Origin of the sequence: Pantoea conspicua (genome assembly GCF_002095315.1) — a bacterium.
In the GTDB taxonomy this organism is placed as follows: Bacteria; Pseudomonadota; Gammaproteobacteria; order Enterobacterales; family Enterobacteriaceae; genus Pantoea; species Pantoea conspicua.
Genome location: NZ_MLFN01000048.1, coordinates 1 through 23,563, shown reverse-complemented (window position 1 = coordinate 23,563; position 23,563 = coordinate 1). Strand labels below are relative to the sequence as shown.

17 protein-coding genes and 4 pseudogenes are annotated in these 23,563 nt (G+C 58.8%); 16 read left to right on the top strand and 5 right to left on the bottom strand.

Features of this window, described 5'->3' with window-relative positions; genetic code table 11:
* The first annotated feature begins 20 nt into the window (after window positions 1–20).
* Window positions 21–520: pseudogene (locus HA41_RS15245) on the top strand (GNAT family N-acetyltransferase).
* Between the two features lie 35 nt (window positions 521–555).
* Here HA41_RS15245 and HA41_RS15240 read toward each other — a convergent pair.
* The gene (locus HA41_RS15240) at window positions 556–1,473 is read right to left on the bottom strand and encodes a sugar ABC transporter substrate-binding protein (protein WP_094121490.1); all 918 of its coding nucleotides are present in this window, start codon (window positions 1,471–1,473) and stop codon (window positions 556–558) included.
* Between the two features lie 419 nt (window positions 1,474–1,892).
* On the opposite strand from HA41_RS15240, the gene HA41_RS15235 reads away from it, so the two are divergent.
* From HA41_RS15235 to HA41_RS15195, 9 genes and pseudogenes are all read left to right on the top strand, one after another.
* Window positions 1,893–3,284: an MFS transporter gene (locus tag HA41_RS15235; RefSeq protein WP_094121489.1), complete on the top strand. Its 1,392-nt coding sequence runs from the start codon at window positions 1,893–1,895 to the stop codon at window positions 3,282–3,284.
* A complete protein-coding gene (locus tag HA41_RS15230) occupies window positions 3,265–4,221 on the top strand; it encodes a 2-hydroxyacid dehydrogenase (RefSeq protein WP_094121488.1) in 957 nt (318 codons plus the stop codon). Before HA41_RS15235 ends, HA41_RS15230 begins: the two co-directional genes overlap by 20 nt.
* A 180-nt stretch (window positions 4,222–4,401) precedes the next feature.
* On the top strand, window positions 4,402–5,568 hold the full coding sequence (locus tag HA41_RS15225; RefSeq protein WP_094121487.1) for an HD-GYP domain-containing protein: 1,167 nt from the start codon (window positions 4,402–4,404) through the stop codon (window positions 5,566–5,568).
* Window positions 5,569–5,676: 108 nt separating this feature from the next.
* Entirely contained in the window at window positions 5,677–5,766 is a 90-nt protein-coding gene (gene kdpF, locus HA41_RS15220; protein WP_010253443.1) for a K(+)-transporting ATPase subunit F, read from the top strand.
* A pseudogene (gene kdpA / locus HA41_RS15215) lies at window positions 5,766–7,453 on the top strand (potassium-transporting ATPase subunit KdpA). Before kdpF ends, kdpA begins: the two are co-directional and overlap by 1 nt.
* Window positions 7,450–9,498, top strand: coding sequence for a potassium-transporting ATPase subunit KdpB (kdpB, locus tag HA41_RS15210; RefSeq protein ID WP_094121486.1), 2,049 nt, complete (start codon window positions 7,450–7,452; stop codon window positions 9,496–9,498). Before kdpA ends, kdpB begins: the two are co-directional and overlap by 4 nt.
* A 10-nt stretch (window positions 9,499–9,508) precedes the next feature.
* Complete coding sequence (kdpC, locus tag HA41_RS15205) at window positions 9,509–10,075, top strand: potassium-transporting ATPase subunit KdpC (RefSeq protein WP_094121485.1); 567 nt, start codon at window positions 9,509–9,511, stop codon at window positions 10,073–10,075.
* A gap of 16 nt (window positions 10,076–10,091) precedes the next feature.
* Window positions 10,092–12,766 (top strand): annotated as a pseudogene (kdpD, locus tag HA41_RS15200) (two-component system sensor histidine kinase KdpD).
* Window positions 12,767–12,820: 54 nt separating this feature from the next.
* Window positions 12,821–13,324, top strand: coding sequence for a TIGR00645 family protein (locus HA41_RS15195; RefSeq protein ID WP_094121484.1), 504 nt, complete (start codon window positions 12,821–12,823; stop codon window positions 13,322–13,324).
* Between the two features lie 48 nt (window positions 13,325–13,372).
* Here HA41_RS15195 and HA41_RS15190 read toward each other — a convergent pair whose 3' ends face one another.
* Window positions 13,373–14,335, bottom strand: coding sequence for a LysR family transcriptional regulator (locus tag HA41_RS15190; RefSeq protein ID WP_094121483.1), 963 nt, complete (start codon window positions 14,333–14,335; stop codon window positions 13,373–13,375).
* Between the two features lie 93 nt (window positions 14,336–14,428).
* On the opposite strand from HA41_RS15190, the gene HA41_RS15185 reads away from it, so the two are divergent.
* From HA41_RS15185 to HA41_RS15170, 4 genes are all read left to right on the top strand, one after another.
* A complete protein-coding gene (locus HA41_RS15185) occupies window positions 14,429–15,634 on the top strand; it encodes an MFS transporter (protein WP_094121482.1) in 1,206 nt (401 codons plus the stop codon).
* Between the two features lie 62 nt (window positions 15,635–15,696).
* Window positions 15,697–17,043 (top strand): cation:proton antiporter, encoded by a 1,347-nt coding sequence (locus HA41_RS15180; RefSeq protein WP_094121481.1) that lies wholly within the window; start codon window positions 15,697–15,699, stop codon window positions 17,041–17,043.
* 20 nt (window positions 17,044–17,063) lie between these two features.
* Window positions 17,064–17,402 carry a hypothetical protein gene (locus tag HA41_RS15175; RefSeq protein ID WP_094121480.1) on the top strand — a complete coding sequence of 113 codons (339 nt, stop codon included), beginning with the start codon at window positions 17,064–17,066 and terminating at the stop codon, window positions 17,400–17,402.
* A gap of 168 nt (window positions 17,403–17,570) precedes the next feature.
* Entirely contained in the window at window positions 17,571–18,467 is an 897-nt protein-coding gene (locus tag HA41_RS15170; protein ID WP_094121479.1) for an alpha/beta hydrolase, read from the top strand.
* A gap of 98 nt (window positions 18,468–18,565) precedes the next feature.
* Here the strand turns inward: HA41_RS15170 and gorA are convergent, their stop codons facing one another.
* Entirely contained in the window at window positions 18,566–19,918 is a 1,353-nt protein-coding gene (gene gorA, locus HA41_RS15165; RefSeq protein ID WP_094121478.1) for a glutathione-disulfide reductase, read from the bottom strand.
* Between the two features lie 128 nt (window positions 19,919–20,046).
* Between gorA and rnz the strand changes: the two are divergent.
* Window positions 20,047–20,957 (top strand): annotated as a pseudogene (gene rnz / locus HA41_RS15160) (ribonuclease Z).
* Here the strand turns inward: rnz and HA41_RS15155 are convergent.
* The gene (locus HA41_RS15155) at window positions 20,954–21,772 is read right to left on the bottom strand and encodes a CPBP family intramembrane glutamic endopeptidase (protein WP_094121500.1); all 819 of its coding nucleotides are present in this window, start codon (window positions 21,770–21,772) and stop codon (window positions 20,954–20,956) included. The pseudogene rnz and the gene HA41_RS15155 overlap by 4 nt on opposite strands.
* 59 nt (window positions 21,773–21,831) lie before the next feature.
* Window positions 21,832–22,674, bottom strand: coding sequence for a 23S rRNA (adenine(2030)-N(6))-methyltransferase RlmJ (locus tag HA41_RS15150; protein WP_094121477.1), 843 nt, complete (start codon window positions 22,672–22,674; stop codon window positions 21,832–21,834).
* A gap of 340 nt (window positions 22,675–23,014) precedes the next feature.
* Between HA41_RS15150 and HA41_RS15140 the strand changes: the two genes are divergently transcribed.
* The gene (locus tag HA41_RS15140; protein WP_094121475.1) at window positions 23,015–23,494 is read left to right on the top strand and encodes an Hcp family type VI secretion system effector; all 480 of its coding nucleotides are present in this window, start codon (window positions 23,015–23,017) and stop codon (window positions 23,492–23,494) included.
* The last annotated feature ends 69 nt before the right edge of the window (window positions 23,495–23,563 follow it).

The following is a 23,563-nucleotide window of genomic DNA, read 5'->3' as shown; positions in this document are numbered from 1 at the left end:
CCCGGCTAACAGGAGAAAATATGGAAATTACCATTCGGGGACGCGAACCTCACGATGCCGCCGCCTATCAGCGGCTCTACAGTCACCCTGATGTCTACCCCTGGACGCTACAGCTGCCGTTTCCCAGCGTTGCGACCTGGGAGAAGAAGTTCCTGAAAATGGATGCCGAAGGTTTATCGCCTTTGTGGCGGAAATTGACGGGGAGATGGCCGGTGAACTGACGCTGTTTGTCGACAATAAACCGCGCACCCGGCACAGCATCAGTTTCGGGCTGGGGGTCGATCCCGCCTTCAGCGGCCGCGGCGTAGGCGAACGGCTGATCCGCACCGCGCTCGACTACTCCCGCAACTGGCTCGGCATCACCCGTATGCAGCTGGAGGTGTTCCACGACAATGAACGGGCACTGCGGCTCTATCAGCGTCTGGGGTTTGAGCGTGAAGGGGTCCTTCGCCAGGCGGCGCTGCGTGACGGTAAGCTGCATGATGTGGTGGTGATGGCGAAACTGCTGCACGACGCCTGACAGACGGCGCGGCATCACTGCCGCGCCAGCATGCCTTACGGATTCTTATCCTGATAACGCTGCATATTTTGTTGCGTCACCAGTTCAAACGGGATCCATTGATGGGAGGCGACCTTTTCGCCTTTAATCATCTGCTGCGCCACTTCCACCGATTTCTTACCCTGCCCGATGGCATCCTGGAACACCGTCACCGCTAATTTGCCACTCGCCAGGGCTTTCAGGCCATCCGGCGTGGCGTCAATGCCACCGACCAGAATGGTTTTTTTCGGTTTCGCCTGGGCGATCGCCATGGTGGCACCAATCGCCATTTCATCATTGTTGGCAGCGACAATATCGATATCTTCCCCGTTCGACAGCCAGTTGAGCATCAGGTCCATGCCCTCATTGCGGGCGTAATTGGCGGTCTGCTTCAGCACTACTTTCATGTTGGGGTATTTCGCCACCACCTGTTCCACATCTTTGGTCCGTTGCAGCGCACCGGCATCAGTCAGGTTACCGATCATGATGGCGACGTTGCCGCGATAGTTGGCCTGCTTTGCCAGCGCTTCCATCTGCAGCGTGCCGGATTCACGCTCATCCGATCCGACAAACACCACCCCTGGCGGCAGCGTCTTATCACCCGGCGTGCGGTTGACATAAACCAGCGGAATATGGGCCTGCTGCGCCAGCCGGGTCAGGGCGGGGGTACTGGCAGAGTCAACCGGATCGACAATGATGGCATCCACACCAGCGCTGATAAAGCTCTGTACCTGATCGGTCTGACGGCCCACATCGCCGCGCGCATCTTCGAACTGCGCATCCAGCTTGCGCGCGTTGGCTTCCTTATCGATCGCCTGACGGATGATGGTCAGGAAGTTCTGATCAAAATAGGCCATTGAGACGCCAATTTTTTCTGCCAGCGCTGAGGTGGAGAGCGACAGCAGACACAGCATTGCCCATGCACTTTTCTTCATTACAGACTCCCAGGGTAAACGGATGGAATGTATTTTTCATTAATTTTTAAAGTGGATAAATGTGATCATTTTCAGCCTACGAAGGGCGGAGAAGTTTGACAATCGGGCGTTTTCACACTTGCAGGCGAGGCCACATTTTGTGGAAAAATAGCGCAGCCATAGCTGTCGCCTGGCGCTAATTCCTCGATCTGGCGCACATTCTCCGGCACAGCGCAGCGGCTTTTTCTGCTTTTGTGCAGCGCCGCACTGGCGCTTGTGGCCGTTGCCAGAATTAAGCCAAATCAGCGTCGACGATTTCAACATCCGCACAATGACCAATGATTAGCCTCCTATCTATATTTCCTCAACAGGGGAATCTCAGCGGTATTCCTGAAAGAAACCTCGCGACGTAACCCGCCGCTTTTTAAGGAATTCACCTCATGGTTAAAGACCACACGACCACCCGCACTACCCATGTTCGTATCTGGATCCTGTGTCTGATCCTGTTTCTTTCGGTGGTGGCGTATGCCGACCGTTCGATCCTGTCGATCTCCGGATCGGCCATTAAAGAGGAGTTTGGCCTGTCAGCGATCCAGCTCGGATTGATCCTCTCCGCCTTTAGCTGGGCTTATGTGATCGGGCAGATCCCCGGTGGACTGTTTCTCGATCGCTTTGGTGCCAAAAAGGTCTATGGCGTGACGCTGGCGCTCTGGTCGGTCTCGACGCTGGCGATGGGCTTTGTCGGTGAATTCTCCAGCGGCCTGACTGGCGCACTGATGCTGATGTTCGGCCTGCGTTTTCTGCTGGGACTGATTGAAGCCCCCAGCTTTCCCGCCAATGCGCGGGTGGTGATTATGTGGTTCCCTGGCGCAGAGCGCGGTCGCGCCTCGTCGCTGTTCAGCTCGGCACAATATTTCGCTGTCGCCATCTTCTCGCCGCTGTCGGGCTGGCTGGTCTCGCGCTTCGGCTGGGAATGGCCGTTCTTCGTGCTGGGGGGTATCGGCGTGCTGGCGGTGTTTGTCTGGGCTGCCTGGATGCACGAGCCGCGCAACCATCCTGGTGTATCGGAGAGCGAACTGCGTCATATCGTTGATGGCGGGGGCCTGGTGGATATCGACGCCGCACACACCCTTAAAGCGCGTCCGCCGGTCAGTAAAGCGATGTTCAGAAAGCTGCTGACTAACCGCATGTTGTGGTGCGCCTATCTCGGCCAGTACTGCATTATCGCGCTGAGCTACTTCTTCATTACCTGGTTTCCGATCTATCTGGTGCAGGCGCGCGGGATGGAGATCATGGAAGCGGGCTTTGCCACCATTGCACCGGCGCTGTTCGGCTTCCTCGGCGGCATCAGCGGCGGCTACATCTCTGACAAACTGATCGCGAAGGGCTGGAGCATCTCCTGGGCGCGCAAAACGCCCTATATCGTCGGAATGCTGATGGCGGCCAGCCTGGTGCTGGCGGCGGTGATCCCCAGTAACGTCGGCATTATCGCCATTATGTCATTTGCCTTTTATGGCAAAGGGGTGGCGGCGGGTGCCGGAACCTGGACGGTGATCAGCGACACCGCACCGAAAGAAGCGGTCGGCCTGGCAGGCTCAATTTTTAACGGCATCGGCAATATCGCCGGTTTCACCACGCCGCTGCTGTTCGGCATCATCGTCGGTCTGACCGGCAGCTACGGCATCGGACTGGCCTTCGTTGCTGCGCACTGTGTGGTGGCGGCACTGCTGTTCCTGCTGGTGATGGGACCGATTGAGCGGGTCGGCGAGCAGAGTGAACGGCCGGCATCCTACGAAAAACAGGGGAAAGAAGATGGTATTAAAGCAATGTAACGTGCTGATTAAAGGAAAATTTCTGCCACCACAGCTGATAGAGAAGATCGAAAAGTCCTTTACCGCCTTTCGGCTGTGGGAAGCGAACGACGAAGCGGCTTTCCTGGCGGAAATGGGCGGAAAAATCGACATGCTGGTCACCAGCGGCAATGCAGTAATGGGCGCACCGGCAGCACTGATTGCGGCGCTGCCCAATCTCAGGGCGATTTGTAGCAACGGCGTCGGCTACGACAGCATCGACATGGCGGCGGCCAGGGCGCGCAATATTGTGGTGACCAATACGCCGGAGGTGCTGAATGCGTGCGTCGCGGACTTCGGCATGGCGCTGCTACTGGACGTGGCGCGGCGCATCAGTGAAGCGGACCGCTTTACCCGTGCCGGCCACTGGCAGCAGGGGCGGTTCCCGCTGAGCAGTAAAGTGGGTGGCAAGGTGTGCGGCATTGTCGGGCTGGGCAATATTGGTCAGGCAATGGCAAAGCGGGCGCAGGCGTTTGATATGACGATTCACTACTACAACCCGCGCTCACGTCCGGATGTACCCTATACCCGTCACGACAGCCTCGTCTCGCTGGCACAGCAGGCGGATTTTCTGGTGCTGACCCTGCCCGGCGGGACGGCCACACGGCAGATTATCAACGTTGAGGTGCTGCAGGCGCTGGGTCCGCAGGGCTATCTGATTAACATTGCGCGCGGCAGCGTGATCGATCAGCAGGCGCTGATTGCGGCGCTGGAGAGCGGGCAGATCGCCGGTGCCGGACTGGATGTGTTTGAGCAGGAACCGCAGGTACCCGCGGCGCTGCGTCAGTGTGACAATGTGGTGATCACCCCACACATCGCCAGCAACACCACAGAAACCATGGCGGCGATGGCCGATCTGGTGTTCGAAAACATGCTGGCGTTCGCCGCAGGTAAAGCGCCGCTGACCCCAGTGGCTTAACGTACAGGCGATGCCGTCACGGGCATCGCCGTAGTGCCAGCGAAAACCGGTGAAAAAGATACTTCCCCCCTCCATTTATCCTGCCTCATCCGACCACACACTCCGCACAAAACGGCCTGAAGAAATTTTATCCAGCTGCCGATATCACCTTACCACCCGCTGATATTAAGGAGTGATATCGTGATAAAGCTGATTACCGTTGACGAATTACGTCCAGGCATGTTTATCCACAAACTGGAGGTCTGGTGGATAAAAGACAAACGTCTTCGCAACCAGATGCTGATCACCGATCCACGACAAATCGCTATGTTACACAACGAAGGGATCCAGCAACTCTGGATCGACCTCGATCGATCGGTGCAGGCGCCGATCGCCCCGGAGATGGCAAAAAAATCACTCCCCCGAACGCCGTTTTTTCAGGAGCTGGATCAGGCGCAGCAGATCTTTCAGCAGGGCAAACCGAAAGTGCTGGCGATGTTCAACGAAGCGCGTCTCGGTAACAGCCTTAATCTCGATTATATGATGGATCTGGTGGATGAAATCTCCGGATCGATCCGGCGTGAACCCTCCGCGTTACTGAGCGTGGCACGGCTGAAGAATCACGATGACTATACCTATCTGCATTCGATGGCGGTCTGCGGACTGATGATTTCGCTGGGTAAAAAACTCGGGCTGAATGATATCCAGCTGCGGCGCGTCGGGATGGGCGGCTTGCTGCATGACGTCGGCAAAGCCGCCGTGCCGCTGACGATCCTGAACAAAGCCGGCAAGCTAACCGATGACGAATTTACCATCATGCGTCAGCACCCGATCGTCGGCGCGCAGATGCTGATGGAGGCCAATGCCGATGCCGATCTGCTGGATATTGCGCTGCATCATCATGAAAAATATGACGGTAGTGGCTATCCGCACGGCCTGAAAGGCGAGGAGATCTCGCTCTATGCCCGTATGGCGACGGTGTGTGATGTCTATGACGCTATCACCTCAACGCGCGCCTACCGCACGGGCTGGACGCCCGCCGAGGCGATGCATCAGATGCTGAGCTGGCGCGGCCACTTCGATAACGGCCTGCTGCACGCCTTTGTCCGCACCATCGGCATCTATCCGGTCGGTTCACTGGTGCGACTGGCCTCTGGACGGGTGGCGCTGGTGGTGAAAGCGGGTGAGAAATCGCTGATGAAGCCCTGTGTCCACGTTTTCTGGTCGCTGCACGCCCAGCGCGAAGTCAAACCGGAAGAGCTCGACTTAGGCGACAGCTTTTGCACCGACAGTATCGTCGGCGCAGAAGACAGTAATCTGTGGGGCAATGTCGACCTCAACCGCATCTGGGCGCTGGAAGTCGCCTGAAATTTCGCCATTTTTACACTATTTTTACGCCCGCCCGCTGCATTTTAACCCCTTCTTTATACGCCGCCGCGCAAGCTAATCAGCAAATCCAAACCTCTGGAGGTTCCTGTGAGCGTGGGCGTAATAACCGGCATTGTGCTGGTGGTGTTGTTACTGGGCTATCTGATCTATGCCCTGTTAAATGCGGAGGCCTTCTGATGGCGGCCAATGCTTTTTTACTCATCGGATGTTACCTGCTGCTGTTAATAGTGCTGGCGCAGCCGCTTGGACGCGGGCTGGCGGCGTTGATTGCCGATAAGCCGGTGTTCGCCCGGGCCGAAGCCCCGCTGTGGCGACTGCTGGGTACACAACAAGGCGATATGCGCTGGCCGCACTATCTGCTGGCGATCCTGCTGTTCAATGCGCTCGGCTTTGTGCTGCTGCTGGCTATTTTACTGTTGCAGGGCACGCTGCCGCTTAATCCGCAGGGACTGCCGGGCCTGAGCTGGCATCTGGCGCTGAACACCGCGGTCAGCTTTGTGACTAATACCAACTGGCAATCCTACAGCGGCGAAAGCACCCTGAGCTATTTCAGTCAGATGATGGGCCTGACGGTGCAGAACTTCCTGTCGGCAGCGACCGGTATTGCGGTGGCGTTTGCACTGATTCGCGGCTTCGCCCAGCGCGGCATCGGAACGCTCGGCAACGCCTGGCGTGACCTGACGCGCATCACGCTCTATGTGCTGCTGCCGATCAGCCTGCTGATCGCGCTGGTTTTTGTCAGCCAGGGCAGCATTCAGACGCTGTCGCCATACCACACGCTCACCACGCTGGAAGGGACGCAGCAAACGCTGGCGTTGGGCCCGGTCGCCTCGCAGGAAGCGATCAAAATGCTCGGCACCAACGGCGGCGGCTTCTTCAACGCCAACTCCTCTCATCCGTTTGAAAACCCGAACCTGCTGACCAACCTGATCCAGATGCTGAGCATTTTCCTGATCCCGGCGGCACTCTGCTTTGCCTTTGGTGAAAGCGTGCGCGATCGTCGTCAGGGCAACATGCTGCTGTGGGCGATGACGCTGATGTTTGTGGTGGCAGTGGCGGCGGTGATGTGGGCAGAACTGCGTGGCAACCCGCATTTGCTGACGCTGGGGGCCGACAGCGCCATCAACATGGAAGGCAAAGAGACCCGGTTTGGCATCCTTAACAGCAGCCTGTTTGCGGTGATCACCACTGCGGCTTCCTGCGGTGCGGTTAACGCCATGCACGACTCCTTTACCGCGCTGGGCGGCATGGTGCCGATGTGGCTGATGCAGCTGGGTGAAGTGGTGTTCGGCGGCGTCGGCGCCGGACTCTACGGCATGCTGCTGTTTGTGCTGCTGGCGGTGTTTATCGCCGGGCTGATGATCGGTCGTACCCCGGAATTCCTCGGTAAGAAAATCGACGTGTGGGAGATGAAAATGACCGCACTGGCGATTCTGGTGACGCCTGCGCTGGTGTTAATCGGCACCGCGCTGGCGATGATGACTGACGCTGGCCGCTCAGCGATGGCTAACCCCGGCATTCACGGCTTCAGTGAAGTGCTCTACGCGGTCTCGTCGGCGGCCAATAACAACGGCAGTGCGTTTGCCGGGCTGAGCGCCAATACCCCGTTCTGGAACCTGCTGCTGGCCGCCTGCATGTTGCTGGGTCGCTTCGGCATCATCATTCCGGTGCTGGCGATTGCCGGTGCGATGGCGGTGAAAAAGTGCAGCCGGTGGGCAACGGCACGCTGCCAACCCACGGTCCGCTGTTTATTGCGCTGCTGGTCGGTACCGTGCTGCTGGTGGGTGCGCTGACCTTTATTCCTGCTCTGGCGCTGGGCCCGGTGGCTGAGCATCTGCAACTTATTCAGGGACAATCCTCATGAGTCGTCAACAACAGGCGTTATTTGACGCGGCGCTGCTGCGAACTTCAGCCTGGGATGCGCTGAAAAAGCTCGATCCACGGGTGCAGTTCCGTAACCCGGTGATGTTTGTGGTCTACCTCGGCAGCGTGCTGACCACACTGCTGGCGCTGGCGATGCTGGCTGGCAAACTGAACGGCAGCGCCAGTTTTACCGGGGCGATTGCGGTCTGGCTGTGGTTCACCGTGCTGTTTGCCAATCTGGCGGAGGCGCTGGCGGAAGGGCGCAGTAAAGCCCAGGCCAGCAGCCTGAAAGGGGTGAAAAAGACCAGCTTTGCCAAAAAACTCACGGCGGCGCGTTACGGAGCGGAGTGGCAGCAGGTCGCGGCCGATCAGCTGCGTAAAGGCGATGCGGTGCTGGTGGAAGCGGGCGATATCATTCCGTGCGACGGCGAAGTGCTGGAAGGCGGTGCGTCGGTGGATGAGAGCGCGATTACCGGTGAATCTGCGCCGGTTATCCGGGAGTCGGGCGGCGATTTTGCCTCAGTAACCGGCGGGACCCGCATTCTGTCGGACTGGCTGGTGATTACCTGCAGCGCGAATCCGGGTGAGACCTTTCTTGACCGGATGATCGCCATGGTGGAAGGGGCCAAACGGCGTAAAACCCCGAATGAGATCGCCCTGACCATTCTGCTGGTGTCGCTCACTATTGTGTTTCTGCTGGCGACCGTCACCCTCTGGCCGTTCTCGGCGTGGGGCGGGACGCCGGTCAGCGTCACGGTGCTGGTGGCGCTGCTGGTCTGTCTGATTCCGACCACCATCGGCGGCTTACTGTCGGCGATTGGCGTGGCGGGGATGAGCCGGATGCTGGGTGCTAACGTCATCGCCACCAGCGGCCGCGCAGTGGAAGCGGCGGGTGATGTGGATGTGCTGATGCTGGATAAAACCGGCACCATCACCCTGGGCAACCGTCAGGCGACGCAGTTTCTGCCGGCACCGGGCGTCAGCGAAGAGCAACTGGCGGATGCCGCTCAGCTCGCCTCGCTGGCCGATGAAACGCCGGAAGGCCGCAGCATCGTGATCCTGGCGAAACAGCAGTTTAACCTGCGCGAACGCGATCTCAGCAGCATGGGTGCCAGCTTCATTCCGTTCTCGGCGCAGACCCGGATGAGCGGCGTGAATGTGCAGGACCGGTTGATCCGTAAAGGCGCGGTCGATGCGGTACGTCGCCATATTGAAGCCAGCCACGGCGCATTTCCGGCTGAAGTGAACGCCCGGGTTGAAGAGGTGGCACGCACCGGCGGCACGCCGCTGGTGGTGGCAGAAGGGGCGAAAGTGCTGGGCGTGGTGGCGCTGAAAGATATCGTCAAAGGCGGTATCAAAGAGCGGTTTGCCGAGCTGCGCAAGATGGGCATCAAAACTGTGATGATCACCGGCGATAATCCGTTGACCGCCGCGGCGATTGCCGCTGAGGCGGGCGTGGATGATTTTCTTTCCGAGGCGACGCCTGAGGCCAAACTGGCGCTGATCCGTCAGTATCAGGCAGAAGGACGGCTGGTGGCGATGACCGGTGACGGCACCAACGATGCGCCGGCGCTGGCCCAGGCCGACGTGGCGGTGGCGATGAACTCCGGCACCCAGGCGGCGAAAGAGGCGGGCAACATGGTCGATCTCGACTCTAACCCGACCAAACTGCTGGAAGTGGTACATATCGGTAAGCAGATGCTGATGACGCGCGGGTCGCTGACCACCTTCAGCATCGCCAACGACGTGGCCAAGTATTTCGCCATTATTCCGGCGGCGTTTGCTGCGACCTATCCGCAGCTCAACATGCTCAACGTGATGCATCTGCACTCACCGGCCAGCGAGATTCTGTCAGCGGTGATCTTTAACGCGCTGGTGATTGTATTTCTGATTCCGCTGGCGCTGAAGGGGGTCAGCTATCGTCCGCTGAGCGCCGCCGCCTTGCTGCGCCGCAACCTGCTGATTTACGGGCTGGGTGGCCTGCTGGTGCCGTTTGTCGGCATCAAAGCGATCGATTTGCTGTTAGTACTGTCAGGCATGGCCTGAGGAGAAGATTATGAGTCAGTTACGTCCGGCGATTTTACTGTTGTTGCTGCTTACCGTTATCAGCGGCGTGGTTTATCCTTTGCTCACCACCGGCCTGGCGCAGGGGCTGTTTCCGGCACAGGCCAACGGGTCGTTACTGGAGAAACAGGGCGTGGTGCGCGGGTCGGCGCTGATTGGGCAGAGTTTTACCCAGCCCGGTTATTTCTGGGGTCGCCCTTCTGCCAGCGGCGATCGGCCCTATAATCCGCTGGCGTCGGGCGGCAGCAATCTGGCCGCCAGCAATCCGGCGCTGGATAAAGCGATCGCTGAACGGGTTGCCGCGCTACGGGCCGCCAATCCTCAGGCGCCGACGGCGGTGCCGGTGGAGCTGGTGACCGCCTCGGCCAGCGGACTGGACCCCGATATTTCACCTGACGCAGCCCGCTGGCAGGCACCTCGCATCGCCGCCAGCCGTCAGATACCGTTAGCCCAGGTAGAGGCACTGATTGATCAGCAGACTCACCGGCCGCTGATGCCGTTCCTCGGCAATCCGACGGTCAATGTGCTGCAGCTCAACCTGGCGCTCAGCGATCTGTAATGCCGACAAGGACCCTATGAACCACGAACCGACGCGCCCCGATCCCGATGCCCTGTTGCAGGCTAACCGCGACAGCCATCGCGGGCGGCTGAAAATCTACTTTGGCGCCTGCGCAGGCGTCGGCAAAACCTACGCCATGCTGCAGGAGGCGCAACGGCTGCGCGCGCAGGGGCTGGATGTGCTGATCGGCGTGGTGGAGACCCATGACCGGCCGGAAACGGCGCAGCTGTTGACGGGCTTAACCCTGCTGCCGCGCCGGGCCACCGGTCGCTCCCGCCACGCCGAGTTTGACCTTGACGCGGCGCTGGCACGCCATCCGGCGGTGATCCTGATGGACGAACTGGCGCACACCAACGTTCAGGGCTCGCGCCATCCTAAACGCTGGCAGGACATTGAGGAGCTGCTGGAAGCGGGCATTGACGTGCTGACCACCGTCAACGTTCAGCATCTGGAGAGCCTCAATGATGTGGTGGGCGGCGTCACCGGTATTCAGGTGCGGGAAACTGTGCCCGATCCCTTTTTCGACAGCGCCGACGAGGTAGTACTGGTCGATCTGCCGCCTGACGATCTGCGGCAGCGGCTGAAAGAGGGCAAGGTCTATATCGGTGACCGCGCCGAACGGGCCATTGAGAATTTTTTCCGTAAAGGCAACCTGTTCGCCCTGCGCGAGCTGGCGCTGCGCCGCACCGCCGATCGGGTTGACGATCAGATGCGCGCCTGGCGCGATCAGCAGGGACGGGATCGGGTCTGGCACACCCGCGATGCGATTCTGTTGTGCATCGGCGATGATACCGGCAGTGAAAAACTGGTGCGTACCGCCGCACGGCTGGCGGCGCGGCTCGGCAGTGAATGGCATGCGGTCTATGTCGAGACGCCGCGGCTGAACCGGCTGCCGGAAGCGCGGCGGCGGGCGATTCTGCGTACGTTGCAGCTGGCGCAGGAGCTGGGTGCGGAAACCGCCACGCTCTCCGATCCCGACGAAGCGGAAGCGGTGCTGCGTTACGCCCGCGAACATAATCTTGGCAAAATCGTCACCGGCCGTCGCCCGCAGCGGCGCTGGCGGCGTGACAGTTTTGCCGAGCGACTCGGCCAGCTTGGCCCCGATCTCGATCTGCTGGTGGTGGCGCTGGATGAACCGCTGCACGACGCGCCGCATCCGCTGGCGGACGGGCGGGTAACCAGTGACAAGTGGCGTATTCAGCTGCGTGGCGTGATGATGGCGCTGGTGCTGTGCATCGCAGTGACCGTCGCCGGTCAGTCGCTGTTGATCGGTTTCGATCCTGCCAACTGCGTGATGATCTATCTGCTGGCGGTGGTGATCGTGGCGCTGCGCTATGGCCGCTGGCCGTCGGTGATCGCCACGGTGATGAATATTCTCGCCTTCGATCTCTTCTTTGTGGCACCCACCGGCACGGTGGCGGTCTCTGACCTGCAATATCTGGTGACCTTCGGCGTGATGCTGGCGGTCGGGGTGATTGTCGGCAACCTGACCGCGGGGTGCGTTATCAGGCGCGGGTGGCACGCTACCGTGAGCAGCGGGCGCGCCAGCTGTATGAGATGGCGAAATCACTCGGCAGTGCGTTAACGCCGCAGGACATTGCCGCCACCAGTCAGCGGGTGCTGGATGCGACGTTACAGGCGCGCTGTCTGCTGCTGCTGCCTGATGAGCAGGGCGAACTGCAACCGGTGGGCGATGCACTGCCCGCCAGTGAACCGGATCGCGCCATCGCTAAGTGGAGCTACAGCAAAGGCCAGCCGGCCGGGGCCGGAACCGATACCTTACCGGCGGTGCCGTACCAGATTCTGCCGTTGAAAAGCGGCGCGCACTGCCGCGGCCTGCTGGTGGTGGAGCCGCAAAATCTGCGTCAGCTGATGATCCCTGAGCAGCAGCGGCTGGTGGAAACCTTTACGGTGCTGATCGCTAACGCGCTGGAGCGGATGGCGCTGTCGCACAGCGAGGCGGCATCCCGGCTGTCGGCGGAGCGTGAACAACTGCGCAATGCGCTGCTCTCCGCCCTGTCACACGATCTGCGCACCCCGCTGACCGTGCTGTTTGGCCAGGCGGAGATGCTGATGCTCGACCTTGCCAGCGACAACTCAAAATATGTGCCGCAGGCCAGCCAGATCCGTGAACAGACGCTGAGCACCATCCGGCTGGTGAGTAACATGCTGGATATGGCGCGCATTCAGTCGGGCGGACTGAACCTGCGTGAAGAGTGGCTGGCGCTGGAGGAGGTGATCGGCGGGGCGCTGAGCAGCATGGCACCGTCGCTGAAAGGGCATGAGGTCCAGCTCGATCTGCCGGACGATATCGTGCTGATTAAAGGCGACAGCACCTTGCTGGAGCGGGTTTTTACCAACCTGATTGAGAACAGCCTGAAGTATGCCGGGAACTGCGCCCCGCGCGGGATTCGTGCCTGGCGTGCCGGGACGCGGCTGGAGATCGCCGTCTGGGATGGCGGACCCGGCATTGCGGAAGCCGATTTAAGCCGGATTTTCGATAAGTTCTCGCGCGGCGATAAAGAGTCGGCGGTACCCGGCGTCGGGCTGGGGCTGGCGATCTGTAAAACCATTATTGAGAGTCACGGCGGGCAGATCTGGGCAGAGAATCGGCCCGAAGGCGGGGCGGCGTTTCGTCTTTCGCTGCCGCTGCCGCCGGTTCCGGAAATTTCTGACGAAGGGCTGAAATAACTTCACAGTTGATCAGTTATACTCCCGGACCTGTTTGATTATTCGTGGGATTGTATGGAACGTTTTACCGAAAACCTGATGTATGCATCGCGCTGGTTGCTGGCTCCGGTTTACATTGGACTTTCACTCGGCCTGCTGGCGCTGACTGTCAAATTTTTCCAGGAAATTTTCCACCTGCTGCCCAACATTTTCAGTATTGCGGAAAACGATCTGATCCTGCTGCTGCTCTCGCTGGTGGATATGACACTGGTTGGCGGCCTGCTGGTGATGGTGATGCTATCGGGTTATGAGAACTTCATCTCTAAACTCGATATCGACGAAGACAAAGAGAAGCTGAGCTGGCTGGGCAAAATGGACTCCGGCTCGCTGAAAAACAAAGTTGCCGCTTCCATTGTCGCCATCTCCTCGATTCACCTGCTGCGGGTGTTTATGGAAGCGCGCAACGTCGAAAACGACAAACTGATGTGGTACGTGATTATCCACCTGACCTTTGTGCTCTCCGCCTTTGTGATGGGCTGGCTGGATCAGATGTCGCGCAGCGACAAAAAAGCGAAGTAACCCTTCTGGCGCACCGCTGATGCGGTCGCCTGCTTTATCCTCTCCGCACTACTTCTCTGATCGCCCTGCTGGCTTCGCCAGCTGTGAGGCCGGACGCGTGCCCGCCAGCTGCGGCATCACGGCTTTAATCATGGTAAAAAAATGCTGCAGCCGGGCCGGATAGTAGCTGGCCCACGGATAGGTCAGCCAGATCGGCAGTGGCGACGCCTGCCACTGCGGCGTCAGCTGAATCAGCCGCCGGTCCGCTAAATCCTCCTGCACCACCCACGACGACACCAGCGCCGCGCCCATCCCCGCCAGCGCCGCTTTACGTACCGCGTATAAACTGTCACTGCTCAGTCGCGGCGTGATAGCAAGATTGACCGGCTGGCCATCGTCAATCCTCTGTAATGCCACTTCGTTACGATAAAAACTGGTCAGCGCCAGCCACGGCAGCTCGCGCAACTGTTCAACCTGCTCAATCGGCGGATGACGGTCCAGCAGATCGGGCGACGCAACCACAATGCGCGGCACTTCTGCCAGCAGAATCGCCACCACGGAAGGATCGGTTGGCGCACCGACCTGAATAGCACAGTCGATATTTTCCGCCATAAAATCGGGCGTGCGGTCATTCAGCATCCACTCAATATTGAGCCGTGGATAACGGCGCAGATAGTCGACCAGCGGGGCGATCAGCTGATCCTGGCCAAACGCGTGGGGCGCACGAACCCGCAGCGTACCGACTGGATCGTCACTGGCACCGGTCAGCTCATCTTCCAGCGCATGCCAGGTCGCCAGTAATTGCCGTGCCTGGGCGTAACAGCGCTCGCCATCATCGGTGAGTTTCAGGGCATGGGTGGTGCGCAGTATTAACTTCAGGCCCAGCCGCTGCTCCAGGGTTTGCAGACGCCGGCTGATGGTCGGCTGGGTAGTGCCAAGCTGCGCAGCAGCAGCCGATAAGCTGCCGCTTTCAACGATACGAATAAAGGTTTGCATCAGTTCGATACGATCGCTGGTATTCGGATTGCTCATACGTACCACGCATAACAGTTTTGTCTGACAGCAGTCTACCGCGTATGGCCGCAGTGTGCGCTAATAGCGTTACGCATTTATGAGGATCACACCATGTCAGCGATACGCACTATTACCACTCCGAACGAAACGCTTCCCGCTCCGCTGGTTTTTACCCTGGCGGCAGGCGCCGGACTGAGCGTGGCATCGATTTACTACAGCCAGCCGATGCTGGATATCATCAGCAGGCAGTTTAACGTCGGTATCGGCGCAGTCGGCATGGTGCCAATGCTGACCCAGGCGGGCTATGCACTGGGCATTTTATTGCTGGCGCCGCTTGGCGATCGCCATGACCGGCGTACTATTATTTTTATCAAAGGATTGTTACTGGTGGCGGCGTTATTACTGTGTGGTTTCTCCGGCGGGCTGAGCGCGTTGCTGATCGCCAGCTTCGTGACCGGCCTGACCGCCACGGTGGCGCAGGATATTGTACCCGCTTCGGCGGCACTGGCCCCGGAACGCAGCCGCGGTAAAACGGTCGGCACGGTGATGACCGGCTTACTGGTCGGCATTCTGCTGTCGCGGGTGATCAGTGGCGTGGTGGCCGAATACTTTGGCTGGCGCACCATGTATATGGTGGCGGCGCTGGCGGTGCTGCTGATCAGCCTGACGCTGTGGCGGGTGCTGCCGCGCTTTACGCCCGGCACGTCGGTCAGTTATCCGCGTCTGCTGCTGTCGCTGGCACACCTGTGGCGTCATCATCAGACGCTGCGCCGTGCCGCGCTGGCACAGGGGCTGCTGTCGGTCGGTTTTAGCGCCTTCTGGTCAACCCTGGCGTTAATGCTGAGCGATCGTTTTCATCTCGACAGCGCGGTGGCGGGGGCCTTTGGTTTAGCCGGTGCCGCCGGTGCGATGGCCGCGCCGCTGGCAGGCAGCTTCGCTGACCGCATCGGTCCGGCCAGGGTGACCCAGGCGGGTGCTGCGCTGGTCACCGTCTCGTTCGCCCTGATGTTTCTGCTGCCGCTACTGCCGCTGCCAGCCCAGCTGGCGTTGATTGTGGTCAGCACTATCGGTTTCGACTTAGGGGTACAGGCGACGCTGGTGGCGCATCAGACGCTGGTGTATGGCCTGGCACCTGAGGCGCGCAGTCGTCTGAATGCGCTGCTGTTTACCGTGGTGTTTATCGGTATGGCAAGCGGTGCGGCGCTGGGTAGCCTGGCGCTGGCGCGCTGGGGCTGGAACGGTGTTGTCGCACTTTCAACCCTGGCCGGTGCTGCCAGCCTGGCGGTGCGTTTCGCCAGTCGTCACCTGAAGAACTGATTTTCGCAGCCGTCAAAAAATGTGCCAGGCTTATTAATAAACCTGAAATAATCTGGAGTATTATGAGCTTTTTAGCCTGGACCGCCGCGACGGGCGGCCTGCTACTGCTGATGTCACTGGCTTCCGGTTGGATTCACCGGGGGCCGGTTACCTCGTTTGGTCTGTTTCTCATCGCTGGTATCTTGTGCGGGCCGTGGGCATTTGATGTGCTGCACATTGACATCGTTACCCACTCTGAAGCGGTGGCCCACATCACGGAAATCACCATGGCCGCCTCGCTGTTTATCACCGGTCTCAAGCTGCGTTTGCCGTTACAGAATAATTGCTGGCATACCGGACTGCGGCTGGCCTTTCCCGCCATGTTACTGACGGTCGGCGCAATGACGCTGCTGGCGCACTGGCTGGTGGGGCTGGACTGGCCGATCGCGCTGGCGTTTGGAGCGATTGTCGCCCCGACCGATCCGGTACTGGCGAGCTTAATCTCGGTTAATGATGCGCAGGATGACGATTCACTTCGTGTCGCCATCTCCAGCGAAGCCGGGATGAACGACGGTTCCGCGCTGCCACTGCTGGTGCTGGCCCTGCTGCTGTTTAATGGCGAAAGCCTGAGCGGATCGCTGCTGACACATTGGGGCGCGAAAGAGGTGATATGGGCGATCGGCGGCGGTCTGGTCATCGGCTTCGGCCTTGGCCGTTTAATTGGCATCCTGGCCACCAAATTGCGTAATGCCAATGGCGACGTTGCGCCCAACGATTTCCTGGCGCTGGCGCTGATTGCGCTGAGTTATTCGCTGGTGCAGTGGCTGGGTGCCTCCGGTTTCCTGGCGGCGTTTGCGGCTGGTCTGGGCCTGCGTCGCGCCGAACTGGGGGTTTTCCGTCGCCACCAGCCGGAGGATCTCTCTGAAGATGAACGGGTGCTGCCTTCCGAGGCGCTGGTCAACCCGAATAAGCGGCTGGCGCACCAGGGCGATAACAGCATGGTGAAGTCGATTGGCTTTGTGGTCGGCGATGCGCTGTCGTTTGGCGACACCATTGAACGGTTACTGGCGGCAGGCATGATGGTGGTGCTGGGCGTCACGCTGGCGCAGCACTGGAACCTCTACGGGGTGCTGCTGGGCCTGGTGCTGTTTGTCGTGGTGCGCCCGCTGGCTGTCTGGCTGGTGACGCTGCGCGCCGGTCTGCCGCTGGGGCAGCGGCTACTGATAGGCTGGCTCGGCATTCGCGGCATCGGCAGCCTGAACTACATCGCCTATGCCTGGACGCACGGCATGGAAGGGCCGCAGATGGAGATCATGACCAATATGGCGTTAACCCTGGTGGTCTGTAGCGTGGTAATACACGGCACAACCGTGTCACCCCTGCTAAACTGGCGTCAAAGGCGTCTGGAAGCCCTTCAGCGCAAGGTTTAACCCGAAAACAGGAGTAGAGAATGAAAGTGACCCACATACTGCTGCTGAGCGTACTGGCCTCTGGCAGCGCCCTGGCGGCAGACGACAGTGAACAGAATGTCTATGCCAGCCAGCTGTGTCACATCGTCAGCAGTGAAAAAACGGTTGCCAGTGCCGACCAGTATGTTGAGCAGATGAAATCGTACGTAGCGCGTAGCCAGTCGCCAACGGCGATGAATCAGCCCGGTTTTGATGAAGACACCGCCCGTGAAGTGGCCAGCGCCTGGCTACAGCTGGGCGATGATGAGCGCGCTAAACTGCGGGTCAATGAACAACAGTGTGAACAGGCCGTGATGGCACAGTTCCAGCAGGAAGATTAATTCATCTGGTCAGGGTAAAAACGCGCCGTCGGGGCGCGTTTTTTTATGGATTTTGGCACTGGATTGCGTACATAATCGCCAGCGTCTGGCACCGGACTTGCATCACACTTTATTCAGCAGCCCGCCGCAACGGCTGGCTGAGCATTTCGATATGACTTAACAGGCATTATGATTACGCGTCGACGCTTTATTCTCGGCACGGGAGCGCTTGGGCTCTCCATGACCACCGGCAAATTATTTGCCCGCGATGAAATTATTCCACTCTGGCCGGACGATCCGCCCGGCGGCGGCGGCCCGTCGGGTGAATTGCATGTTAATGCCAGCGGTTCATGGTCAAATATCGTCAGCCCGGCGATCCAGCGCTTTAAACCAGAAAACCCGAACGGCGAAGCGGTATTGATTGCCGCTGGCGGCGGTTATCGCTGGATTGGAATGGGACGTGAAGCCTGGCCGGTGGCACGCTGGCTGAACGCCAACGGCTATACCGCCTATGTGCTGAGCTACCGTTTGCCGCATGAGAAGTGGCAGGCTGGCCGGCTGGCGCCGTTGCAGGATGCACAGCGGGCAATTCGGCTGGTGCGATCCTTTGAACGTAAGGTACACGTGCTGGGCTTCTCGGCCGGTGGTCATCTGTTAGGCATGGCGGCGGCGCGGCCCACGTTTGAGTCCTATCCGGCCATCGATCCGCTGGATGAGGTGGTGCCAAAAGTGGATAGCGTTGGGCTGATCTACCCGGTGATTACGCTGGAAGCCCCTTATCAGCACACCAATACTCACCTGATGATGGTGGGCAAAAACGCCACGCCGCAGGATGAGGCTAACTGGTCGGTACAGAACTACGTCACCCGCCAGTATCCGCCAACGTTTCTGGCGCAGGCTGAAGACGATCACACCTCAAATCCGTTTAACACTGAACTGATGCACGACACCTGTCGTCGCAATCGCGTGCCGGTCGAGCTGATTCAGATCAGTAAAGGCGGTCACGGCTTTGGGCTCGGCAAGGCGGGAACGCCCGCCGCGTTATGGGATCAGGCTTACGTGCGCTGGCTGGATCGCGTGAGCTGAGTTGCTCCGCCGTGGTGCAAGACTGCACCTTTCTCCCTGTAGCAGGCAAAAAAACAGGCGACTGACGTCGCCTGCCTCAAGCACTCCGCCGTGGCGGCTTAGCGCATGGTCACGAACTCTTCCGCTGCGGTCGGGTGAATCGCCACGGTATTGTCGAAGTCTTTTTTGGTAGCACCCATTTTCAGCGCCACTGCGAAGCCCTGCAGCATCTCATCCATGCCAAATCCGATACCGTGAATACCGACGATCTTCTCCTCGGCGCCGACGCAGACCAGCTTCATGCGGCACGGCTGGCGATGCTGGGTCACGGCGGTATACATGGCGGTGAACGCCGATTTGTACACTTTCACCTGGTCGTCGCCATACTGCTCACGCGCCTGCGGTTCGGTCAGGCCGATGGTGCCAATGGGCGGGTGGCTGAAGACCACGGTCGGGACATTACTGTAGTCGAGATGCTCGTCCGGCTTGTTGTTGAACAGGCGCTCAGAGAGGCGACGGCCCGCCGCCACGGCGACCGGCGTCAGTTCTACCGCGCCGGTGTTGTCACCCACCGCGTAAACGCCTGATACATTGGTGTTCTGAAACTTATCGACTTTGATATAGCCTTTTTCGTCCAGCGCCACGCCCGCGGCAGCGATATTCAGGCTATCGTTAGCCGGTTCACGGCCAATCGCCCATACCAGGCAATCTACGGTAAAGTCGCTGCCGTTTTCCAGCTGCAGCGTCAGGCTGCCATCGTCGTTTTTAATTACCGCTTTCGGAATCGATTCGGTATGCAGCGTCGGGCCTTCGCTGTTCATTACTTCCACCAGCGTCTCGGTGATCAGCGGATCGAAGTCACGCAGCGGGGTATGTTTACGCACAAACAGATGGGTTTCCGATCCCAGTGCATTCACCACGCCCGCCAGTTCCACGGCGATGTAGCCCGCGCCGATCACTGCAGTACGCTTCGGCAGCGCATCCAGTTCAAAGAAGCCATCGGAATTAATGCCGTACTCCGCGCCCGGAATCGAGGACTGGCTGGGACGACCGCCGGTCGCAATCAGGATATGGTTAGCCGTGATGATCTCGCCGTTGACTTCGACGCTATGCGCATCAACAAAACGGGCGAAGCCTTTAATCACTTCAACCTTGTTTTTACCCAGCACGTTATCGTAAGAGGTGTGGATACGATCGATATAGGCCGTGCGGTTTTTTACCAGCGTGGCCCAGTCGAAGCGGTTAACCGTGGTGTCGAAGCCGTAGTCCGGCCCGTAGAGATGGATAGCTTCGGCGATTTGCGCAGCATGCCACATGATTTTCTTCGGGACGCAGCCCACGTTAACGCAGGTGCCACCCAGTTCTTTGGCTTCAATCAGGGCGCATTTCTGGCCATACATGGCTGCACGGTTGATCGAGGCGATGCCGCCGCTGCCGCCGCCGATGGCGAGATAGTCGAAATGTCGGGTCATTGAAGTATCCATCCGGTTGCATGAAAAATTGGCATAGAGTGTAACGCTGCGGGTCGGATTGACGCAAAGTTTGCGCCTATGATTGTAATAGGGTTCTGTTTTTTCATTTACTGACAGGGAAGCATACCATGCACCTTACTTTTCTCGGTACCGGCGGCGGGGCGCCCAGCCTGCAGCGTAACGTCACCGCTATCGCCTTTACCCGGGCGCAGAGTGGTGAAACCTGGTTATTTGATTGCGGGGAAGGGACACAGCTGCAGTTTATGCGTTCCGATCTGAAACCGGGCAAGCTGGATACCATCTTTATTACCCATCTGCATGGCGACCACATTTTTGGTCTGCCGGGACTGCTGACCAGTCGCTCGATGGCCGGACTGACCACCCCGATGACTGTTTACGGCCCGAAAGGCCTGAAGACCTTTGTCGAAACGGCATTGTCAATCAGCGGTTCTTACACCGATTATCCACTGAATATCGTTGAGATTGAGCCGGGCTGGACGCGGGATGACGGCGAGTTTCGCATCAGTGCCTGGCCGCTGAACCATACGCTGCCGTGTCTGGGCTATCGGATTGAGCAGCATGATAAACCGGGTTTTCTTGATGCGCCGCGTCTGAAGGCCGAAGGCGTGCCGCGCGGCCCGTGGTATCAGCAGCTGAAGCAGGGCGAAACCGTCACCCTGGAGGATGGCCGGGTGATCAATGGCGCGGACTATCTGGGGCCGGCGACCAAAGGCAAAACGCTGGCGATTTTTGGCGATACCGCGCCGACCGAGGTGGCGTTGCAGCTGGCGGCTAACGTGGACCTGATGGTGCATGAAACCACGCTGGAAGCGGCGATGACGGAGAAGGCTAACGGACGTGGTCACTCCACCACCTTACAGGCGGCGGAGGTGGCGAAGCGCGCGGGGCAAAACGGCTGATCGCCACCCACTTCAGTTCACGCTATCTGGCGAAAGATATGCGCCGCTTGCTGGCTGAATGCCAGACCATCTTCCCCTGTACTGAGCTCGCCTGGGATCTGGCGGTCTTCACCCTTTAGTGATGCAGTGCGGGGTAGGTGAAAAACAGCAAATGGGTGATGTTGAGGGCAAAGTGCAGGGCGGTCGACAGCCATAACCGGCCACTCCAGTGCCACGCCAGCCCATAGAGCAGCCCGGCGAGGGTGGCGAAGATCACCAGCAACAGACCACCGCTCAGGTGTGCCAGACCAAACAGCAGTGAACTCAGTAACAGCGCCGGTATACCGCCCAATGCCAGCGCTAATTTTTGCTGCAGATAGCCACGAAACAGCGCCTCTTCCGCCAGCGAGACAAAGAACAGATTGGCGAGCATAAACGCGCCCAGCCACTCCGGAAAGTGACGTTCAACGGCTAATCCGCCCAGCAATACGGCGCTGTATAACAGCAGCGGAACGGCGGCGATCAGCGCCAGCGCGGCGGGCAGTTTATAACGCGGCGAACTGGCCGGGGCGCGAAACAGCGTCGGCAGACAGGCCAGCAGGACAAAGGGGACGAGCGCTTTATCAAAGTTAAATGAGAAGCCGAATGCCAGGCTGCGCGCACCGACCTGTACATCATCAACTTTGCGTGGATTATCAAAACCCGGGAACAGATGAAGGAATAACCCGATGGCGATCAGCACCAGCACCGCTTCAGTCAGCAATTGCCGCCGGGGATGGTCACGGTCATAAATACGGAATGCTACCACCGCGGCAGTGCCCGCGAACAGCAGCAATGCCGGCCATGCCAATACGTCCTGATAAAACCCCAGCAGCGTGGCGAGCGCCAGTAACAATAATGCCAGCCGCCGGGCCGGTTGCAGCGCGGCCAGCGCGCCAGCCAGTATGATCCACATGGTAAAGACCTGATACAACGCCGCAGCACCGGCAGTGTGCGGCGTAAAAGGAGAAAAAGTTATTCGGGTACGATCTGGTTGACCACAAAGTGGCCGGTGCCAGCCGGAACCAGTTTCTTATGCAGCCACGGCAGTAGCTCGTTCATCTGGGCAGCCAGCTTCCACGGCGGATTAATCACAATCATGCCGGAGGCGGTCATGCCACGCTGATCGCTGTCGGGACGTGCCGCCAGCTCAATCTGGAGAATATTGCGAATGCCGGTCGCTTCCAGATCGCGCAGCATGTGTTTGATCTGCTGACGCAGCACCACCGGATACCACAGCGCAAAGACGCCGGTACCGAATCGCTTATGGCCTTCCTGAATTCCTTTCACCACCGCCTGGTAATCGCTTTTCATCTCATACGGTGGGTCAATCAGAATCAGACCGCGACGTGACGGCGGCGGCAGTTTAGCTTTTAACTGTTGATAGCCGTCGCCGCGTTCTACGCGGGCACGGCTATCTTTGCTGAATTCATTGCGCAGCAGCGGGTAGTCGCTGGAGTGCAGTTCGGTCATTTGCAGCCGGTCATCTTCGCGTAGCAGATGGCGGGCAATCAGCGGCGAACCGGGGTAATAACGCAGCGTTCCGTTACGGTTGAGCGCACGGATGGCGTCGAAGTAGGGTTGCAGCAGTTCGGGCGCGTCCGGCTGCTGCCAGATGCGGGCGATGCCTTCCAGATACTCGCCGGTACGCTCAGCGTGCTCACCGCTCAGTTGATAGCGACCCGCGCCCGCGTGGGTATCGAGATAAAAGAACGGTTTCTCTTTCTCTTTCAGCGCGGTGATGATCAGGCTCAGTACGGTGTGCTTCAGCACGTCAGCGTGGTTGCCAGCATGGAAGCTATGGCGATAACTCAGCATTGTTTATCCTGTTGAAAGTATAAGGTTTTAATTGATGGAAAATCAATTTATACCAATTATTACCTCACGTATTACCCACAGAACGACGCACAGCAACCGACGCAGGAACAGCATGAGAACCATTAAGCGGGCGATTATATCAGGGATGCCCGGCTGATGGGTCGAAAGCGTGATAACTAATCCAGTCGGCGCTGCCCGCTGCAGGCAAAAAGCCGACAGCTGTCGCAACGGCGGCATTACGCCCTGACCGAAGCGACTCCGCCTTGACATAACGCAAATTTGTTTCGCTATAACGGTCATAAAGTGAGCAGCAATACTCACTGTTAACAGGACGTTTACCATGGCAATTCCAGCTTACCTCTGGCTCAAAGATGATGGCGGTGCTGATATCACCGGTTCAGTGGATGTCAGCAATCGGGAAGGAAGCATTGAAGTACTCAGCTTTATGCACGGTTTGAGTATTCCGGCGGATAACCACAACGGAAAATTAACCGGCACCCGTATTCACAGCGAAATGGAGTTTGAAAAGGAGTTTGATTCCTCCAGTCCTTATCTTTATAAAGCGGTCGCCACAGGACAGACGCTGGCAAGCGCGGAAATAAAATGGTACCGGATTAATTACGCCGGACAGGAAGAGGAATATTTCAATATGCTGATGGAGAAGGTGAAGATCGTATCGATTATGCCCCTGATGCATAATGTCAAGTCGGTGCAAAATCTGAATCACCTTGAATCCGTCACGTTACGCTACGAAAAAATCACCTGGAAATATTGTGACGGCAATATTCAGTTTTCGGACAGCTGGAAAGTCAGAGCATAAACCGTCAGGCAGCATAATACGCCGCCCGTCACGCAAGGAGAGAAGTGATGACATGGATTTATGATGGGC

Coding starts and splice junctions, on each gene's coding strand:
- HA41_RS15240 (WP_094121490.1), bottom strand. CDS start 1,473: ATGAAGAAAAGTGCATGGGCAATGCTGTGTCTGCTGTCGCTCTCCACC.
- HA41_RS15235 (WP_094121489.1), top strand. CDS start 1,893: ATGGTTAAAGACCACACGACCACCCGCACTACCCATGTTCGTATCTGG.
- HA41_RS15230 (WP_094121488.1), top strand. CDS start 3,265: ATGGTATTAAAGCAATGTAACGTGCTGATTAAAGGAAAATTTCTGCCA.
- kdpB (WP_094121486.1), top strand. CDS start 7,450: ATGAGTCGTCAACAACAGGCGTTATTTGACGCGGCGCTGCTGCGAACT.
- kdpC (WP_094121485.1), top strand. CDS start 9,509: ATGAGTCAGTTACGTCCGGCGATTTTACTGTTGTTGCTGCTTACCGTT.
- HA41_RS15195 (WP_094121484.1), top strand. CDS start 12,821: ATGGAACGTTTTACCGAAAACCTGATGTATGCATCGCGCTGGTTGCTG.
- HA41_RS15190 (WP_094121483.1), bottom strand. CDS start 14,335: ATGAGCAATCCGAATACCAGCGATCGTATCGAACTGATGCAAACCTTT.
- HA41_RS15185 (WP_094121482.1), top strand. CDS start 14,429: ATGTCAGCGATACGCACTATTACCACTCCGAACGAAACGCTTCCCGCT.
- HA41_RS15180 (WP_094121481.1), top strand. CDS start 15,697: ATGAGCTTTTTAGCCTGGACCGCCGCGACGGGCGGCCTGCTACTGCTG.
- HA41_RS15175 (WP_094121480.1), top strand. CDS start 17,064: ATGAAAGTGACCCACATACTGCTGCTGAGCGTACTGGCCTCTGGCAGC.
- HA41_RS15170 (WP_094121479.1), top strand. CDS start 17,571: ATGATTACGCGTCGACGCTTTATTCTCGGCACGGGAGCGCTTGGGCTC.
- gorA (WP_094121478.1), bottom strand. CDS start 19,918: ATGACCCGACATTTCGACTATCTCGCCATCGGCGGCGGCAGCGGCGGC.
- HA41_RS15155 (WP_094121500.1), bottom strand. CDS start 21,772: ATGTGGATCATACTGGCTGGCGCGCTGGCCGCGCTGCAACCGGCCCGG.
- HA41_RS15150 (WP_094121477.1), bottom strand. CDS start 22,674: ATGCTGAGTTATCGCCATAGCTTCCATGCTGGCAACCACGCTGACGTG.
- HA41_RS15140 (WP_094121475.1), top strand. CDS start 23,015: ATGGCAATTCCAGCTTACCTCTGGCTCAAAGATGATGGCGGTGCTGAT.